The sequence below is a fragment of the Pseudomonas sp. GW821-FHT09C08 genome (assembly GCF_059418125.1).
The window spans coordinates 61,141-78,123 of sequence record NZ_JBWKPG010000003.1 but is presented as its reverse complement, the minus strand read 5'-3'; the positions used below and the strand labels follow the sequence as shown (position 1 = coordinate 78,123).

General features: G+C 61.2%; 17 protein-coding genes. 12 read left to right on the top strand and 5 right to left on the bottom strand.

All coding sequences use genetic code 11. The annotated features are described in order from the left end of the window. Positions 1-101 precede the first annotated feature (101 nt). Positions 102-329 carry a DUF1161 domain-containing protein gene (locus AC07OJ_RS11395; protein ID WP_025854355.1) on the top strand — a complete coding sequence of 76 codons (228 nt, stop codon included), beginning with the start codon at positions 102-104 and terminating at the stop codon, positions 327-329. Between the two features lie 151 nt (positions 330-480). Here AC07OJ_RS11395 and AC07OJ_RS11390 read toward each other — a convergent pair whose 3' ends face one another. Next, positions 481-1,482 (bottom strand): LLM class flavin-dependent oxidoreductase, encoded by a 1,002-nt coding sequence (locus tag AC07OJ_RS11390; protein ID WP_213551916.1) that lies wholly within the window; start codon positions 1,480-1,482, stop codon positions 481-483. A gap of 215 nt (positions 1,483-1,697) precedes the next feature. Here AC07OJ_RS11390 and AC07OJ_RS11385 point away from each other — a divergent pair, with 215 nt between their 5' ends. Continuing rightward, complete coding sequence (locus AC07OJ_RS11385) at positions 1,698-2,129, top strand: OsmC family protein (RefSeq protein ID WP_010207768.1); 432 nt, start codon at positions 1,698-1,700, stop codon at positions 2,127-2,129. Positions 2,130-2,292: 163 nt separating this feature from the next. Further along, positions 2,293-2,532, top strand: a complete 240-nt coding sequence (locus tag AC07OJ_RS11380) for a DUF1161 domain-containing protein (RefSeq protein ID WP_495094556.1) — start codon at positions 2,293-2,295, stop codon at positions 2,530-2,532. On the opposite strand, the gene AC07OJ_RS11375 is transcribed toward AC07OJ_RS11380, so the two are convergent. Then, positions 2,533-2,955, bottom strand: coding sequence for a PA0061/PA0062 family lipoprotein (locus tag AC07OJ_RS11375; protein ID WP_065902750.1), 423 nt, complete (start codon positions 2,953-2,955; stop codon positions 2,533-2,535). A 142-nt stretch (positions 2,956-3,097) separates the two neighbouring features. Here AC07OJ_RS11375 and AC07OJ_RS11370 point away from each other — a divergent pair, with 142 nt between their 5' ends. Beyond that, entirely contained in the window at positions 3,098-4,207 is a 1,110-nt protein-coding gene (locus AC07OJ_RS11370; protein WP_495094555.1) for an aminopeptidase, read from the top strand. Between the two features lie 448 nt (positions 4,208-4,655). On the opposite strand, the gene AC07OJ_RS11365 is transcribed toward AC07OJ_RS11370, so the two are convergent. Both AC07OJ_RS11365 and AC07OJ_RS11360 read right to left on the bottom strand, forming a co-directional pair. Then, positions 4,656-5,315: an HAD family hydrolase gene (locus AC07OJ_RS11365; protein ID WP_106805549.1), complete on the bottom strand. Its 660-nt coding sequence runs from the start codon at positions 5,313-5,315 to the stop codon at positions 4,656-4,658. Beyond that, positions 5,312-5,854, bottom strand: coding sequence for a gamma carbonic anhydrase family protein (locus AC07OJ_RS11360; RefSeq protein ID WP_065902756.1), 543 nt, complete (start codon positions 5,852-5,854; stop codon positions 5,312-5,314). Before AC07OJ_RS11360 ends, AC07OJ_RS11365 begins: the two co-directional genes overlap by 4 nt. Positions 5,855-5,956: 102 nt before the next feature. Between AC07OJ_RS11360 and prlC the strand changes: the two genes are divergently transcribed. Together prlC and AC07OJ_RS11350 are read left to right on the top strand one after the other, a co-directional pair. After that, on the top strand, positions 5,957-8,008 hold the full coding sequence (gene prlC, locus AC07OJ_RS11355) for an oligopeptidase A (protein ID WP_495094554.1): 2,052 nt from the start codon (positions 5,957-5,959) through the stop codon (positions 8,006-8,008). After that, positions 8,005-8,277, top strand: coding sequence for a YheV family putative zinc ribbon protein (locus AC07OJ_RS11350; protein ID WP_065902760.1), 273 nt, complete (start codon positions 8,005-8,007; stop codon positions 8,275-8,277). The genes prlC and AC07OJ_RS11350 overlap by 4 nt, the downstream gene beginning before the upstream one ends. Before the next feature lie 88 nt (positions 8,278-8,365). Here the strand turns inward: AC07OJ_RS11350 and AC07OJ_RS11345 are convergent, their stop codons facing one another. Beyond that, positions 8,366-9,028 carry a dual specificity protein phosphatase family protein gene (locus AC07OJ_RS11345; RefSeq protein ID WP_495094553.1) on the bottom strand — a complete coding sequence of 221 codons (663 nt, stop codon included), beginning with the start codon at positions 9,026-9,028 and terminating at the stop codon, positions 8,366-8,368. A gap of 272 nt (positions 9,029-9,300) precedes the next feature. Between AC07OJ_RS11345 and AC07OJ_RS11340 the strand changes: the two genes are divergently transcribed. The 6 genes from AC07OJ_RS11340 (at position 9,301) to AC07OJ_RS11315 (ending at position 16,883) form a co-directional block, all read left to right on the top strand. Beyond that, positions 9,301-10,053, top strand: coding sequence for a gluconate 2-dehydrogenase subunit 3 family protein (locus AC07OJ_RS11340; protein ID WP_213551925.1), 753 nt, complete (start codon positions 9,301-9,303; stop codon positions 10,051-10,053). A 2-nt stretch (positions 10,054-10,055) separates the two neighbouring features. Continuing rightward, positions 10,056-11,840 carry a GMC family oxidoreductase gene (locus AC07OJ_RS11335; protein WP_495094552.1) on the top strand — a complete coding sequence of 595 codons (1,785 nt, stop codon included), beginning with the start codon at positions 10,056-10,058 and terminating at the stop codon, positions 11,838-11,840. A gap of 12 nt (positions 11,841-11,852) precedes the next feature. Beyond that, a complete protein-coding gene (locus AC07OJ_RS11330) occupies positions 11,853-13,151 on the top strand; it encodes a cytochrome c (protein WP_201146253.1) in 1,299 nt (432 codons plus the stop codon). 81 nt (positions 13,152-13,232) lie between these two features. Beyond that, the gene (locus AC07OJ_RS11325) at positions 13,233-14,291 is read left to right on the top strand and encodes a PA0069 family radical SAM protein (protein ID WP_495094551.1); all 1,059 of its coding nucleotides are present in this window, start codon (positions 13,233-13,235) and stop codon (positions 14,289-14,291) included. 227 nt (positions 14,292-14,518) lie between these two features. After that, positions 14,519-15,250: a carbonic anhydrase gene (locus AC07OJ_RS11320; RefSeq protein WP_065902773.1), complete on the top strand. Its 732-nt coding sequence runs from the start codon at positions 14,519-14,521 to the stop codon at positions 15,248-15,250. A gap of 85 nt (positions 15,251-15,335) precedes the next feature. Further along, positions 15,336-16,883, top strand: a complete 1,548-nt coding sequence (locus AC07OJ_RS11315; protein WP_065902775.1) for a SulP family inorganic anion transporter — start codon at positions 15,336-15,338, stop codon at positions 16,881-16,883. Positions 16,884-16,983: the final 100 nt, after the last annotated feature.

Sequence of the window (16,983 nt, the reverse complement as noted above, 5' to 3'; positions counted from 1 at the left end):
ACTTGCCGACTGGCCGATTGCCATAACCTGCGCTACAACCAATGGGTGCCGAGGCGAAAGCGTCGGCACGCTCTTTTCGATCAGCGCAAGGAAAGTAACGGATGAAGAAGTTCCTGTTAGCGGTAGGTTTGTTGAGCATTGCGGGCACTGCCCTGGCGGCGGGCAAGCCTTGTGAAGAGCTGAAAAGCGAAATTGCAGCGAAAATCGACGCCAAGGGCGCTTCGGGTTATTCGTTGGAAGTCGTGGACAAGGGCGCAGCGCCGAGCGATCACACAGTGGTCGGCAGCTGCGAAGCCGGTACCAAGGAAATCGCCTACAAGCGCGGGTGATCCCGTGCTTCACATATAAATTCGACGCACTTGTGGCGAGGGAGCTTGCTCCCGCTGGAGTGCGCAGCACCGCCTTTTTCGGCGGCGCTACGCAGCCCAGCGGGAGCAAGCTCCCTGGCCACAGGTGCGTCGTTTTTTTTCGCCTGAAGTTTTAGCCCTTCATCAACTGTGCCAGCAGCTCGTAGGAATGAATCCGGTCGGCATGCTCGTACAGGTCGCAGGTAAAGATCAGCTCGTCAGCGCCGGTCTGTTCGACTAGCACCTCCAGTTTGGCGCGGATCTTCGCCGGGCTGCCGACCATGGCCAGGCCCAGGAAGCTGCCTACCGCATCTTTTTCATGCGGTAGCCACAGGCCGTCCATGGTTTTCACCGGCGGGCGCTGCACCAGGCTTTGCCCGCGCATCAGCGCAAGGATGCGCTGGTATACAGAGGTGGCCAGGTAGTCCGCCTGCTCATCGGTGTCCGCCGCGACCAGTGGAATGCCGAGCATCACGTAGGGTTTGTCGAGCACGGCCGATGGCTTGAAGTGATTGCGGTACACGCGAATCGCTTCATGCATCAGGCGCGGTGCGAAATGGGAGGCGAAGGCGTAGGGCAAACCGCGCTCCCCCGCCAGCTGGGCGCTGAACAGACTGGAACCCAGCAGCCACACTGGCACATTGGTGCCGGTGCCCGGTACGGCGATCACCCGTTGGTCGGGCGTGCGTGGGCCCAGGTAGGCCATCAGCTCAGCGACGTCTTCGGGGAAGTCATCCGCGCTGCCCGAGCGCTCACGGCGCAGGGCGCGGGCCGTCATTTGGTCGGAACCGGGCGCGCGGCCCAGGCCCAGGTCAATACGGCCCGGGTAGAGACTTTCCAGGGTGCCGAACTGCTCGGCGATCACCAGCGGTGCATGGTTGGGCAGCATGACGCCGCCGGAGCCGACGCGAATTGTCGAGGTGCCGCCAGCCAGATAGCCCAGCAAGACCGAAGTGGCCGAGCTGGCGATACCGTCCATATTGTGGTGTTCCGCCACCCAGAAACGGTTGTAGCCGAACCTTTCCACGTGCTGGGCCAGGTCCAGGGAATTGCGTAACGACTGCGCCGGACTGCCGTTGGCCCGCACGGGCACGAGGTCGAGGGTCGAGAACTTTACGTCGGACAGCGATTTCATAAGCCTGCTTCTCCAATGGGGGCGCAGGCTTCATAGACGAACCAAAACCTGCCGCTTCATGTGCATGTCCTATGCAATGAGGGCATATACCCGAGATTCAATAGCTAGCCCGAAATTTCCTACTTAATCGCTAGGTTTCTCTTACAAGTGAACTTTGCCAAAGCTTCTATCCTCAGAACCTTACTGACGCAAAACCACCGTTCGAGGAGAAAGCTATGAGTATTGTTAAAAAGGCATCCGCGCATTGGGAAGGTGATCTGAAGACTGGCCTGGGTTCCATTTCCACCGAGACCGGCGTGCTGCGCGAAGCCCCCTACGGCTTCAAGGCGCGTTTCGAAGGCGGCAAGGGCACCAACCCTGAAGAACTGATCGGTGCGGCGCATGCCGGCTGTTTCTCCATGGCGTTTTCGATGATTCTCGGTGATGCCGGCCTCAAGGCTGACAGCATCGACACTCAGGCTGAAGTGACCCTGGACCAGGTCGATGGCGGCTTTGCGATCACTGCTGTGCATTTGATCCTCAAGGCCAAGATTCCAGGCGCGAGCCAGGCGCAGTTCGATGAACTGAGCAAGAAAGCCAAGGAAGGGTGCCCGGTATCGAAAGTGCTGAATGCGAAAATCAGCCTGGATGCCACCCTCGTAAACTGACACCGCTACCTGTAGGTCGCCGGCAAGCCGGCGCCTGCAGTTGTTTCTAGGCGGCGCCAAAACATCTGCGTTAAATCAGAACTCGTGTTTCACCGATGTGGTCCTATAGCCTATGCAGCCTTAGACGCACACCCGTGCGCAATGCATTCAGGGAGCTTCACACATGAAACGTTTTGCCTTGGCGATCATCTGCGGTGTTTTGGCCACTTCGGCCATGGCCGCGCCAAAAGACTGCGAAGAGCTCAGGAAAGAGATTGAGGTCAAGATCCAGGCGAACGCCGTTCCGTCCTACACCCTGGAAATTGTCAGCAAGGAAGAAGCCGACAAGCACGACTCCGCCATGGTCGTCGGCAGCTGTGAGAACGGCACCAAAGCCATCGTCTACCAGAAGAACAACGACTGATCAGAGGCAGTTGACGCTGCGCTCTTCGGCCAGCAATTGGCGGGCAGCGTTGTACAGGCGGATATTCGGCGTGTAGGCCAATGAGCGCCCTTCCAGGCTATAACGTTGGCCGGCTTCGAAATGGTCGTACTGCAAGGTAATGAAGCAGGTCCGATCCGTCGTTTGCCCAAACCCGCTGAAACTGCCGCCAGTCGGCACCTCGAAATCAAAGCGCACCATCAACTCATGACTGCCGGGCGGGACCTGGAAGTAGCGCCCGTCGGGGAGGTTCTTGCCGTCCAGGCGCTGGGCCATCACCAGTTTGGCACCCGGTGTCGGGGTGGCGAAATCGATCCAGGCCTGGTGCGGGTCAACCGGCGGGATCGGGGTGTAAGCACACGCACTCAGGAACAGCGCGGTGACGGGGAGCAAGAGCTGACGCATGGCAGGCACTCATCGCAGGGAAAGAATTGAGCCTGGCGCGCACGGCAACAGACTCGTTATGAGTATAAACACGTCACGTCATGGAAAAATTCCGTATAGGCAGGATAGTCTGGCGAGCAAATCAGCCAGGAGTGGTCGGGGCATGGTCAGGCGTTTTCTTGCAGGGGCAGTGGTTGTGTTGCTCAGTGGCTGTTCCAGCCTCAGTTATTACAGCCAGTTGGCCAGCGGGCAATGGCAATTGTTGCGCGCCCGCGAGCCGGTGGCCGAGGTCATCGCCGACCCCTCCCGCCCACAGCCACTGCGTGAGCACCTGGTGCAATCGCAAAAAGCGCGGACATTCGCCAGCGAGCACCTGCACCTTCCTGACAACCAGAGTTACCGGTTGTACGCCGATATTGGCCGGCCTTACGTGGTCTGGAATGTGTTTGCCACGCAGGAATTTTCCCTGTCGCCTGAAACCCACTGTTTCCCCATTGCCGGTTGCGTGGCCTATCGCGGCTACTACAACCAAGGCGCGGCGCGCGGAGAGGCGGCGCTGTTGAAGCAACAGGGCATGGATGTCTCGATCGGTGGCGTCGAGGCCTATTCCACCCTGGGCTGGTTCAACGACCCGATCATGAATTCGATGACGAACTGGGGTGACGAGCGCCTGGCCACGCTGATCTTCCACGAGTTGGCGCACCAGCGTTTCTATGTGAAGGATGACACTGAGTTCAACGAGTCATTCGCCAATTTCGTCGAACAGGAAGGCACCCGCCAATGGCGCGCGGCACGGGGCCTGGCGCCCCTCAGCGACTCGGCGGTGGCGCAGCGTGACCAATTCACCCGGCTGATCCTCGAGACCCGTCAACGCCTGGAAAAACTCTATGCGCAGCCCCTGTCTGGCGAGGTGATGCGCCAGGCCAAGGCGGCGGAATTCGAGCGTTTGCGCAGTGATTATCGGCAACTGCGTGATAGCCAGTGGGGCGGAGACAAGCGTTATGACGTGTGGATCAACCAGCCGATGAACAATGCGCGGTTGCTGCCGTTTGGGCTGTATGACCAATGGGTGCCGGCGTTTGCGGCGTTGTATGCGCAGCAGGGCGGGGATTGGCTGAAGTTTTATGCGGCGGTCGAGCAACTGGGGCGGTTGCCGCAGGCGCAGCGCAAGGCGGCGTTGAGGCAGTTGGAGGGTACGGGGCCATCAGGGCCTCTCGCAGGCAAGCCAGCTCCCACAGAGGGATCCGGGTATGGCTCGGGGCCTCGGGTGTAAGAAGATCCAATGTGGAAGCTGGCTTGCCTGCGAAGGCGGTGGGTCAGGCATGCACGGCATCAACTGCCAGCCCGCCTTCGCGAGCAAGCCCGCTCCCACAGGGGGCTCCAGGTATGACTCGGGGTCTTGGGGGTATGAAGATCGAGTGTGGGAGCTGGCTTGCCTGCGAAGGCGGTGGGTCAGCTTCGAATGCATCAACTGCCAGCCCGCCTTCGCGAGCAAGCCCGCTCCCACAGGGGGCTCCGGGTATGACTCGGGGCCTCGGGTGTAAGAAGACCCAATGTGGGAGCTGGCCTGCCTGCGAAGGCGGTGGGTCAGGCATGCACGGCATCAACTGCCAGCCCGCATTCGCGAGCAAGCCCGCTCCCACAGGGGGCTCCTGGTATGACTCGGGGCCTCGGGTGTAAGAAGATCAAATGTGGGAGCTGGCTTGCCTGCGAAGGCGGTCTCAAGCGCGCGGCAAAAATGCCTGGTGCATCTCGGCCAGCGTTTCGAAATGCCAGGTCGGCGCCTCGGCATTCAACTCTGCAAAACTGCCAAATCCATAGCCGACCGCCGCCGAATCCAGGCCATTGCTGCGGGCGCCGATCAGGTCATGCTTGCGGTCGCCAATCATCAGGGTGGTCGAAGGATCAAGGCCTTCCTCGCTGATCAAGTGCGCAATCAGCTCAACCTTGTTGGTCCGCGTCCCATCCAGCTCGCTGCCGTAGATCACCTTGAAGTGCTTGGCGAAGTCGAAATGCCGAGCGATCTCGCGGGCAAACACCCAAGGCTTGGACGTTGCTACATAGAGCTGGCGACCCTGGTTGCCCAAGTCTTCCAGCAGTGGCATCACGCCGTCGAACACGCGGTTTTCATACAGGCCGGTGACCTTGAAGCGCTCACGGTAGAAATTCACCGCCTCCCACGCCTTGGCCTCGTCGAAGCCATAAAACTGCATGAACGCCTGCAACAGCGGCGGGCCGATGAAGTGTTCGAGCTTGGTCAGGTCCGGCTCATCGATCCCCAGCTTGCCGAGGGCGTACTGGATCGAACGGGTGATGCCCTCGCGCGGATCGGTGAGGGTGCCATCCAGGTCGAACAGGACGGTTGAGTAGTTGAGGGTCATTGATCGAATCCTTCCGCCAGGTGCAGGTCTTTGAGCTTCACGTAGTTCGCGGCGCTGTAGGTGAAAAAGGCACGCTCCTTGTCAGTCAGCGCGCGGATTTGTTTAACCGGGCTACCCACGTACAAAAAGCCGCTGTCGAGTTTCTTGCCAGGCGGCACCAGGCTGCCGGCGCCGATGATCACGTCGTCCTCCACCACGGCGCCGTCCATCACGATGCTGCCCATGCCGATCAACACCCGGTTGCCGACGCTGCAACCATGCAGCATGACTTTGTGGGCGACGGTCACGTCATCGCCGATCAGCAGCGGGAAGCCGTCAGGATTGAAGGGCCCGGCGTGGGTAATGTGCAGCACGCAGCCATCCTGCACGCTGGTGCGCGCGCCGATACGGATGCGGTGCATGTCGCCGCGAATCACGGTCAGCGGCCAGACCGAGCTGTCGGTGCCGATTTCGACATCGCCGATCACCACCGCCGAAATATCGACAAAAGCCCCGGCGCCCAGGGTTGGCGTGTGGTTCTGATAGGTGCGAAGGGTCACGATAGCCTCTCTCTTATGTGCTGATAGCTGCGGTGGGCGTTGATTGTAATTAAGATGGCCCCATCTTTGTTCTTACATGTTTCTTCAGCCAAGGTGCCAACCGTGAGCGCGAACAACCCTCTTCTGCAGTCTTACGACCTGCCGCCGTTCTCTGCGATCCGTGCCGAGCACGTGCAGCCGGCCATCGAACAGATCCTCGCCGACAACCGTGTCGCCATCGAAGGCATCCTGCAAAGCCAGGGTAAAAATCCGACATGGGCAGGCCTGGTGCTGGCCATGGACGAACTGAACGACCGCCTGGGCGCCGCCTGGAGCCCGGTCAGCCACCTCAACGCCGTGTGCAACAGCGCCGAGCTGCGCGAAGCCTACGAGGCTTGCCTGCCGGCGTTGAGCGCCTATTCCACCGAGATGGGCCAGAACCGCGAACTGTTCCAGGCCTTCGAAGCCCTGGCCAACAGCCCGGAGGCTGCCGGTTTCGACGTGGCGCAAAAAACCATCCTGGAACATTCCCTGCGCGACTTCCGCCTGTCGGGTATCGATCTGCCGCCTGAGCAGCAAAAGCGCTACGCCGAAGTGCAGAGCAAGCTGTCCGAGTTGGGCAGCAAGTTTTCCAATCAGCTGCTGGACGCCACCCAGGCCTGGACCAAACACGTTACCGATGAAGCCACCCTCGCCGGCCTGACCGATTCGGCCAAGGCGCAGATGGCTGCCGCCGCCCAGGCCAAAGGCCTGGATGGCTGGCTGATCACCCTGGAGTTCCCGAGCTACTACGCGGTGATGACCTACGCCCAGGAGCGCGCCCTGCGTGAAGAAGTCTACGCGGCGTACTGCACCCGTGCGTCGGACCAAGGCCCGAACGCCGGTCATAATGATAACGGCCCGGTGATGGAACAGATCCTCGACCTGCGTCAGGAACTGGCCAAGCTGCTCGGCTACGCCTCGTTCTCCGAGCTGAGCCTGGCGACCAAAATGGCTGAGTCCAGCGACCAGGTGTTGACCTTCCTGCGTGACCTGGCCAAGCGCAGCAAGCCGTTTGCCGCCCAGGATCTGCAGCAACTGCGGGCCTACGCCGCCGAACAAGGCTGCGCCGACCTGCAAAGCTGGGACAGCGGTTTCTACGGCGAAAAACTTCGCGAGCAGCGCTACAGCGTGTCGCAAGAAGCCCTGCGCGCCTATTTCCCGATCGACAAAGTACTCGGCGGCCTGTTTGCCATCGTGCAGCGTCTGTACGGCATCGAGATTGCCGAGCAAAAAGGCTTCGACACCTGGCACCCGGATGTCCGCCTGTTTGAAATCAAGGAAAACGGCCAGCATGTCGGCCGCTTCTTCTTCGACCTGTACGCCCGCGCCAACAAGCGTGGCGGTGCCTGGATGGACGGTGCGCGCGATCGTCGTCGCACCCTCGACGGCGTGCTGCAAAGCCCGGTCGCCAACCTGGTGTGCAATTTCACCCCGGCCGACAGCGGCAAGCCTGCCCTGTTGACCCACGATGAAGTGACCACCCTGTTCCACGAATTCGGCCACGGCCTGCACCACCTGCTGACCCGCGTCGAACATGCCGGCGTGTCCGGTATCAACGGCGTGGCTTGGGATGCGGTGGAATTGCCGAGCCAATTCATGGAGAACTGGTGCTGGGAGCCGGAAGGCCTCGCACTGATCTCCGGCCACTATGAAACCGGCGAGCCGCTGCCCCAGGACCTGCTGGAAAAAATGCTCGCGGCAAAAAACTTCCAGTCGGGCCTGATGATGGTGCGCCAGCTGGAGTTCTCGCTGTTCGACTTCGAACTGCATGCCACTCACGGCGATGGCCGCAGCGTGGCGCAAGTGCTCGAAGGCGTGCGTGACGAGGTCTCGGTGATGCGTCCGCCCGCCTACAACCGCTTCCCGAACAGCTTTGCGCACATCTTCGCCGGCGGTTATGCGGCGGGTTACTACAGCTATAAATGGGCCGAAGTACTGTCGGCGGATGCCTTCTCCAAGTTCGAGGAAGACGGCGTGCTCAATGCCGAGACCGGCCGCGCATTCCGCGAGGCGATCCTCGCCCGTGGCGGCTCGCAGGCGCCGATGGTGCTGTTCGTCGACTTCCGCGGACGGGCGCCGTCGATTGACGCACTCTTGCGCCACAGCGGCCTGAGTGAGGACGCGGCAGCATGAGTGAAGGGCCTGTGATTACCAAAAAGCAATTTATCGCCGGGGCGGTCTGCCCGGCGTGCAGCGAGCCGGACAAGCTCAAGATGTGGACTGAAGACAACGTGCCGCACCGCGAGTGTGTGGCCTGCGGGTATACCGATACGCTGAATGACCAAGGGTTGTCGGTGCCCAAGGAGTTGGGTACGCGGGTCAACACCTCGGCGTTGAAAGCGCCGGATCCAAAGGTGCAGGCGGTGCAGTTCTTTCCCAATCCCAAGCTGAAAAAAGACTGAAGCCTCCTTCCTGGCGGCGCTGGCTAGCCTGCGATAGCCCCAACGCGGTGTGACTGAAACACCGCGTACTTGCTTCGCAGGCAGGCTCCTACAGTTGCTCTTCAGTCTTGTTCGTTGTCGAAATCCAATCCTTCATCGAGCACAGTGCAAACGCACTGGTGCTGCAATCACCATTCGCCAAGGCCGTGCGCAACTTGTCGACATCCGCCTGGATCATGTAGCGAACACCGTCCTTGAAGCCACTGCTGCCGCCGAACCCCCCTAAGGTCATCTCGTTCAGCGCGTCTTCCTTGCTCCATCCCTGGATCACCACGCGATACATCGCCGCCATCAGGCCGGTGCGGTCTGAGCCATGCTTGCAATGCATCAGCACCGGGCCGTTGGCCTCGGCAGCCTGAATGGCCCTCAGCGCAGTGAGAACGTCGGCGTCATCGACATGGTTGGTGCGGTAGGTCAGTTGCACCTGCTTGATATCAGCGTTCTTCAGCCAGGCCGAATCGGATTCCGGCAGAAAGTTGATCACCGTACCGATCTTCAGGTTTTTCAAGACCGGCAACGCACTGCTGTCCGGCAGCGCACTGCGATAGAGCGTGGGCGTCATCTGGTGCAGGTTGAATTGATTGCCCACGGGTTGGGCCCACTCCGGGGAGCGCAGCGACGTAGTCTCGTCGGCTTGGGCTTGGGCTTGGGCGAGGGCGAGCAGCGCCACACAGGCCAGGCCGAGCGCTGGCAGCAATCGAATCTTGAACATGGGTGAGTGACCGAGCAGGCGTTGATTGATGAGCCTTAGCGTCGTTTGTCGGCGGTCAACGGCGCGTGAGGGGCTCGTCAAAGAATCGTGATTGAGGCGCCGGATCGGCTGTTTTTCTCGCTGAATCGATTCTTCAAATCCTTAGCCTGCTATCATTTGTAACTATTGATTGCCAATATGTTCTATCCCTTTGGATCCCATTTCCTGGCAAGCCTTCACGCTGCTCCCAGAAGCGGCTGATAAAACCCGTGACCACATGATGAGGTGCACCCATGTCTGATCAAGATCAAGACAACCCCCGGCGTGACTTTCTGCGCAAATCCTTGACCTTGATCCCGGTGGTCACGGTTGCCAGTACCGGCCTTGGCGGTTCGATGCTGATGGCCACGCCCGAGCCTGCCCAGGCTGCGCCGGCTAAGCCTGCGGCCAGCGACAAGGCCTATGAACCGAGCTATTTCAGCGCCGAAGAGTGGGCGTTTCTCAACGCTGCCGTCGCTCGCCTGATCCCTGCCGACGCCCAAGGGCCCGGTGCGCTGGAAGCCGGCGCGCCGGAGTACATCGACCGCCAGATGAACACGCCCTACGCCAGCGGCGCACTGTGGTTCATGCAAGGTCCATTCAATGCCGATGCCGCGCCCGAGATGGGCTGGCAGAGCAAGTTGGTGCCCAAGGAGATTTATCGCCTGGGCATTGCTGCCACGGATGCCTGGTCGAAGGCGTTCAACGGTAAGGCTTTTGCTGCGCAAGACAGCGCTACCCAGGACGATATGTTGCGGCGCCTGGAAGCCGGTGGCAGTGAAGTCAGCGCGCATTTCGACACAGTGCCGGCGAAGATGTTTTTCAATTTGCTGCTGCAAAACACCAAGGAAGGGTTCTTCTGCGACCCGATTCACGGCGGCAACAAAGGCATGGTCGGCTGGACCATGATCGGCTTCCCCGGCGCCCGCGCCGATTTCATGGATTGGGTGGAACGCAACGAGCAATACCCCTTCCCGGCTGTTTCCATCCGCGGCGAGAGGGCATAAACGTGGCGACCATCATGAAGAAAGTGGATGCAGTGATCGTGGGTTTCGGCTGGACCGGCGCGATCATGGCCAAGGAGCTGACGGAAGCCGGCCTCAACGTGGTAGCGCTGGAGCGCGGCCCGATGCAGGACACTTACCCGGACGGCAACTATCCGCAGGTCATCGACGAATTGACCTACAGCGTGCGTAAAAAACTCTTCCAGGACATCTCCAAGGAGACCGTGACCATTCGCCATAGCGTGAATGATGTCGCCCTGCCCAACCGCCAATTGGGCGCGTTCTTGCCCGGCAACGGCGTGGGCGGCGCGGGCCTGCACTGGTCGGGGGTGCACTTTCGCGTCGACCCGATCGAGTTGCGCATGCGCAGTCACTATGAAGAGCGCTACGGCAAGAACTTCATTCCCAAGGACATGACTATCCAGGACTTCGGCGTCAGTTACGAAGAGCTGGAGCCGTTTTTCGACTATGCGGAGAAAGTCTTCGGCACCTCAGGCCAGGCCTGGACCGTGAAAGGTCAGCTCGTAGGCGAAGGCCGTGGCGGCAACCCGTATGCGCCGGATCGCTCCAACCCGTTCCCGTTGGAAGCGCAGAAAAACACCGTCTCCGCACAGCTGTTTCAGAAAGCGGCGGCCGAAGTCGGCTACAAACCCTACAACCTGCCGTCGGCCAATACCTCGGGGCCGTACACCAACCCCTACGGCGCGCAGATGGGCCCGTGCAACTTCTGCGGTTTCTGCAGCGGCTATGTCTGCTACATGTATTCCAAGGCCTCGCCGAACGTGAACATCCTGCCGGCGCTGCGCCAGGTGCCGAACTTTGAGCTGCGGCCCAATTCCCACGTGCTCAAGGTCAATCTCGACAGCACCAAGAGCAAGGCCACGGGCGTGAGCTACATCGACGGCCAGGGTCGCGAATGCGAGCAACCGGCGGACCTGGTGATCATCGGCTCCTTCCAGTTCAACAATGTGCGCCTCATGTTGCTTTCGGGTATCGGCAAGCCTTACGACCCGATTACCAACGAGGGCGTGGTGGGCAGGAACTTTGCCTACCAGAACATGGGCACGATCAAGGCGTTCTTCGACAAGGACACCCACACCAACAACTTCATCGGCGCGGGCGGCAATGGCGTGGCCATCGATGACTTCAACGCCGATAACTTCGACCACGGGCCCCACGGCTTTGTGGGCGGCTCGCCGATGTGGGTCAACCAGGCTGGCAGCCGGCCGATTGCCGGTACGTCCAACCCGCCGGGCACCCCGGCCTGGGGCAGTGCCTGGAAACGCGCTACCGCCGATTACTACACCCACCAGGTGTCGATGGACTCCCACGGCGCGCATCAATCCTACCGGGGCAACTACCTGGATCTGGACCCGGTGTACCGCGATGCCTACGGCTTGCCATTGCTGCGGATGACGTTCGACTGGCAGGAAAACGACATCAAGATGAACCGCTTCATGATGGAAAAGATGGGCAAGGTCGCTCAGGCAATGAACCCCAAGGCGATTGCCGTGCTCGGCAAAAAGGTCGGTGAGCACTTCAACACTGCCTCTTACCAGACCACCCACCTCAATGGTGGCGCGATCATGGGCACCGATCCGAAGACCAGTGCGTTGAACCGCTACCTGCAGTCCTGGGATGTACACAACGTGTTTGTCCCAGGCGCGTCCGCCTTCCCACAAGGGTTGGGCTACAACCCTACCGGCCTGGTCGCTGCCCTGACCTATTGGTCGGCACGGGCGATCCGCGAGCAGTACCTGAAAAACCCCGGCCCACTGGTTCAGGCATAAGGAGCGATGACCATGAAAGCACTCGTTATCGCCTCCCTGGCGCTGTTCAGCAGTTGTTCGATCAGCGCCGCTGAAACCGACCTGGTCAAGCAGGGCGAATACCTGGCCCGCGCCGGTGACTGCGTGGCCTGCCATACCGCCAAAGGCGGCAAGCCATTCGCTGGCGGCCTGCCGATGGAGACCCCGATCGGGGTGATCTATTCCACCAACATCACCCCGGACAAGACCGGCCTGGGTGACTACAGCTTTGAGGACTTCGACAAGGCCGTGCGCCATGGCGTCGCCAAGAGCGGTAGTACGCTTTACCCGGCAATGCCATATCCGTCCTATGCGCGCGTCAGCGAAAGCGATATGCAGGCGTTGTATGCGTACTTCATGAAGGGCGTCGAGCCGGTCGCGCAGGAGAACAAGGACAGCGATATTCCGTGGCCCCTGAGCATGCGCTGGCCGTTGGCGGCGTGGCGCTGGATGTTCGCCCCCGAGGTGGCGGACTACCAGGCAGCGGCGGGTGCCGACCCGGTGATCAGCCGCGGTGCCTACTTGGTTGAAGGCCTCGGCCACTGCGGCGCGTGCCATACGCCACGGGCGCTGACCATGCAGGAAAAAGCCCTGAGTGCGACTGACGGCAATGCATTCCTGTCCGGCAGCGCGCCGCTGGAAGGCTGGATCGCCAAGAGCCTGCGCGGCGACCACAAGGACGGCCTCGGCAGTTGGAGCGAGGAGCAACTGGTGCAATTTCTCAAGACCGGTCGCAGTGATCGCAGCGCGGTGTTTGGCGGCATGAGCGACGTGGTCGTGCACAGCATGCAATACATGTCGCAGGACGACCTGACCGCTATCGCTCGCTACCTCAAGAGCCTGCCGGCGGTGGACCCCAAGGATCAGCCGCACGCCTACGACAAGCAGGTGGCCGAGGCCTTGTGGAAGGGTGATGACAGCAAGCCGGGCGCGTCGGTGTATATCGACAACTGCGCGGCCTGCCACCGGACCGACGGCCATGGCTACACGCGGGTTTTCCCGGCGCTGGCCGGCAACCCGGTGGTGCAGACGGCGGATGCCACGTCCTTGATCAACATCGTGTTGAACGGTGGCACCTTGCCGGCGACGCACACGGCACCGTCGACCTTCACCATGCCGGCCTTCGCCTGGCGTTTGTCGGACCAGGAAGTGGCGGATGTGGTCAGTTTCGTTCGCGGCAGCTGGGGCAACAAGGGCGCGCCGGTCAAGGCCAGCGACGTGGCGGACTTGCGCAAGAGTGATATGCGCACGACCTCGGGCGATGACCTGGGCCAAGTGACGCAAAAGCACTGATCCTGCCCTGACCGCCAGACGGCACTGGTCAGGAACCTCGCGCCTCGATACTGTATATAAAAACAGTATCGAGGCGCTTTCATGTCTACTCCGCTGCCGCCCCGGGGTCGGGGCACGGCCACCAACCTGCACAACCGCTTTGCGCCGACCGTCAGCGTGGTCGAGGACGACGGCTGGTTCCAGGAAGTGCCGCCGACCCAGGGCACTGAAGTGCGCATCGAAACGGCCAAGAGCATCATCACCCGCAACAACTCGCCGGACCTGCCGTTCGATCGCTCCATCAACCCGTATCGGGGTTGCGAGCATGGTTGTATCTACTGCTATGCGCGGCCCAGCCATGCTTACTGGGATATGTCGCCAGGGCTGGATTTCGAAACCAGACTGATCGCCAAGACCAATGCCGCCGACGTGCTGGAACAGCAGCTGTCGAAGCCCGGCTACGTGTGTGCGCCGATCAACCTGGGCTCCAATACCGACCCGTACCAGCCCATCGAGCGCGAGTACAGGATCACCCGGCAAACCCTCGAAGTGTTGCTGCGTTATCGGCACCCGGTGACCATCATCACCAAGGGTTCGTTGATCCTGCGGGATCTCGACCTGCTCACCGAGCTGGCCCGGCAGCGCCTGGTTGCCGTGATGATCAGCCTCACCAGCCTGGACGACGAGCTCAAGCGCATCCTGGAGCCGCGTACGGCGGCGCCCAAGGCGCGGTTGCGAGCGATTCGGGTGATGCGCGACGCCGGCATCCCGGTGGGTGTGCTGTGCTCGCCGATGATCCCGATGATCAACGACAGCGAGTTGGAAAGCCTGCTCACCGAAGCCCACGCCGCGGGGGCCCAGAGTGCGGCCTACATGATGTTGCGCCTGCCGCTGGAGGTGGCGCCGTTATTTGAGGAGTGGCTGGCGGCGCATTACCCGCAGCGCGCGGCCCATGTGATGAGCCTGGTGCGCCAGGTGCGCGGCGGCGAGGTGTATGACAGCCGTTTTGGCGTGCGCATGCGCGGCGAGGGGCCGTTTGCCGATTTGCTCGCCCAGCGTTTCAGCAAGGCGATCAAGCGTCTGGGGCTTAACCGACGGGAAGGGTTTAATCTGGATTGCACCGCGTTTTGCCCACCGGGCAGGCAGATGGCATTGTTGTAAACTGTAGGGGCGTATCCTGCTTTCCAGTAGAAATAGTCGCGTTTTGACATCACTGAAACCCGCGGTCTAGAGCGGTTCATTCAGTTTGAGTTAAGTTTCGGCGGTTACCTTGTTCAGCGAGTGACTGATGAGTCGCCAGCCGGGTTTCTGGATGTTTACAACTATTCCAATGGCCCGGCGTCGAACTTGCCTGCAAGCTCCCCCTGCATTAATCAAGAGGATGAATCATGAGTGACAAGGATAAACAGCCGTTGGCTGCGTCGGCTTCTGCCCCTCAGGTGGCGGAATCCGCCGATGCAGCGCTAAAGCACATCGTCGACGGCTTTTTGCATTTCCATCACGACGTCTTCCCCCAGCAGGAAGAACTCTTCAAGAAACTCGCCACGGCCCAGAGCCCACGGGCGATGTTCATTACCTGCGCCGACTCGCGCATCGTGCCGGAGCTGATTACCCAGAGCTCGCCTGGCGACCTGTTCGTGACGCGTAACGTCGGCAACGTAGTGCCGCCCTATGGTCAGATGAACGGGGGTGTTTCCACCGCCATCGAGTACGCCGTGCTCGCCCTGGGCGTGCAGCACATCATTGTGTGCGGGCACTCCGATTGCGGCGCCATGCGCGCGGTACTCAACCCTGAGAGCCTCGAGAAGATGCCCACGGTCAAGGCCTGGCTGCGGCATGCCGAGGTCGCCAAGACCATGGTCCACGACAACTGCGACTGCGCCAATGAAGGCGAGAGCATGAAGGTGCTGACCGAAGAAAACGTCATCGCCCAGTTGCAGCATTTGCGCACCCACCCTTCCGTGGCATCGCGCATGGCCAATGGTCACCTGTTCATCCACGGTTGGATCTACAACATCGAGACCAGCGAAATCCGGGCTTACGACGCGGATCAATCGACGTTCCGACCATTGGGCGGCGAAGGCCCGATTCCTTCCGCGACGCCTAAAGCGCGCTTCTAACACACTTCCCTGCCGGGTAAAGCGGTGGCTGCCATGGACGCAGCCAGGCTTTGCCGCGCCCGGCGAATGCCTCGGGAGAGTCATCATGCGTGCTGCTCAATTGAAAGCTGTACTGCCACGGGAGCTGCTTGCGTCCGTGGTTGTGTTTCTGGTCGCCCTGCCGTTGTGCATGGGCATTGCGATTGCTTCGGGCATGCCGCCGGCCAAGGGCCTGATCACCGGGATCATCGGTGGCCTGGTGGTGGGTTGGCTGGCAGGTTCGCCGCTGCAGGTCAGCGGCCCGGCGGCGGGCCTGGCGGTATTGGTGTTCGAACTGGTGCGCCAGCACGGCATGCTGATGCTCGGGCCGATCCTGTTACTGGCTGGCTTCCTGCAATTAGTGGCTGGACGTTTGCGCCTGGGCTGCTGGTTTCGTGTCACGGCGCCGGCGGTGGTGTACGGGATGCTTGCGGGGATCGGGGTGCTGATTGTGCTGTCGCAGGTGCATGTGATGCTCGACGGTGCCCCCAAGCCATCGGGACTGGATAACCTGGCCGGCTTCCCGGCTGCGCTGGTCGAGGCCATTCCGACTGTTGGCGGCGGCCTGGGTTGGCAGGCCGGTTTGCTGGGGCTTTCGACGATGCTGGTGATGTACCTGTGGGACAAGTTCCGCCCGCAAACCCTGCGCTTTGTACCAGGCGCGCTGTTGGGCGTAGGCCTGGCAACGGGTGCCAGCTTGTTGCTGGCGTTACAGGTCAAGCGCGTGGAGGTCCCGGAAAACCTCGCCGATGCCATCGACTGGTTGCGTCCCAGCGACCTGCTGAACCTGGCCGATCCACAACTGTTGATCGCCGCGTTCGCCGTGGCGTTTATCGCCAGCGCCGAAACCTTGCTGTCTGCGGCGGCGGTCGACCGCATGCACAGTGGGCAGCGTTCTGATTTTGACAAGGAATTGTCCGCTCAAGGTGTAGGCAACATGCTATGTGGCCTGGTCGGCGCCCTGCCGATGACCGGTGTGATCGTGCGCAGTTCGGCCAACGTACAGGCGGGCGCCACCACGCGCTTGTCGGCGATGTTCCACGGGCTGTGGCTGCTTGCGTTCGTGCTGTTGCTCTCGAGTGTGCTGCAAAGCATTCCGGTGGCGAGCCTTGCGGGTGTGCTGGTGTACACCGGCATCAAGCTGGTCGACGTCAAGGCGTTCCGGGCGTTGGGACGCTATGGGCGGATGCCGATGTTCACCTATGCGGCGACGGCGCTGGCGATCATCTTTACCGACCTGCTGACCGGCGTACTGGTGGGTTTCGGGCTGACACTGGTGAAGCTGGCCTTGAAGGCGTCGCGCTTGAAAGTCAGCCTGGTCGACCTGCCTCAGGCAGGTGAAATGGAGTTGCGCTTGACCGGTGCGGCGACCTTCCTGAAAGTGCCGATGCTGACCCAGGTGCTGTCGACGGTACCTGCGGGAACCACGGTGCATGTGCCGCTGAGTAACTTGAGTTACATCGACCATTCCTGTCTGGAGCTGCTGGAAGAATGGGGCCGGGCGAATGCCGCCAAGGGCTCGACGCTGGTGATCGAGGCTCGTGGGTTGAAGCGCAGGCTGGAAGGCCGGGTGCGTACGACGGTGGGAATCGGTTCGGCGCCTTCTGCTGGCTGACGAAACCGGATCAAAAAAGTGGCAGCGGGCTTGCTCGCGAAGGCGGCGGATCAGTCAAATATTCAGTGACTGGCACGCCGCATTCGCAAGCAAGCCCGCT

Coding starts and splice junctions, on each gene's coding strand:
- AC07OJ_RS11390 (WP_213551916.1), bottom strand. CDS start 1,482: ATGAAATCGCTGTCCGACGTAAAGTTCTCGACCCTCGACCTCGTGCCC.
- AC07OJ_RS11350 (WP_065902760.1), top strand. CDS start 8,005: ATGAGTGAAGGGCCTGTGATTACCAAAAAGCAATTTATCGCCGGGGCG.
- AC07OJ_RS11320 (WP_065902773.1), top strand. CDS start 14,519: ATGAGTGACAAGGATAAACAGCCGTTGGCTGCGTCGGCTTCTGCCCCT.
- AC07OJ_RS11315 (WP_065902775.1), top strand. CDS start 15,336: ATGCGTGCTGCTCAATTGAAAGCTGTACTGCCACGGGAGCTGCTTGCG.
- AC07OJ_RS11385 (WP_010207768.1), top strand. CDS start 1,698: ATGAGTATTGTTAAAAAGGCATCCGCGCATTGGGAAGGTGATCTGAAG.
- AC07OJ_RS11345 (WP_495094553.1), bottom strand. CDS start 9,028: ATGTTCAAGATTCGATTGCTGCCAGCGCTCGGCCTGGCCTGTGTGGCG.
- AC07OJ_RS11380 (WP_495094556.1), top strand. CDS start 2,293: ATGAAACGTTTTGCCTTGGCGATCATCTGCGGTGTTTTGGCCACTTCG.
- AC07OJ_RS11370 (WP_495094555.1), top strand. CDS start 3,098: ATGGTCAGGCGTTTTCTTGCAGGGGCAGTGGTTGTGTTGCTCAGTGGC.
- AC07OJ_RS11395 (WP_025854355.1), top strand. CDS start 102: ATGAAGAAGTTCCTGTTAGCGGTAGGTTTGTTGAGCATTGCGGGCACT.
- AC07OJ_RS11365 (WP_106805549.1), bottom strand. CDS start 5,315: ATGACCCTCAACTACTCAACCGTCCTGTTCGACCTGGATGGCACCCTC.
- AC07OJ_RS11375 (WP_065902750.1), bottom strand. CDS start 2,955: ATGCGTCAGCTCTTGCTCCCCGTCACCGCGCTGTTCCTGAGTGCGTGT.
- AC07OJ_RS11330 (WP_201146253.1), top strand. CDS start 11,853: ATGAAAGCACTCGTTATCGCCTCCCTGGCGCTGTTCAGCAGTTGTTCG.
- AC07OJ_RS11340 (WP_213551925.1), top strand. CDS start 9,301: ATGTCTGATCAAGATCAAGACAACCCCCGGCGTGACTTTCTGCGCAAA.
- AC07OJ_RS11325 (WP_495094551.1), top strand. CDS start 13,233: ATGTCTACTCCGCTGCCGCCCCGGGGTCGGGGCACGGCCACCAACCTG.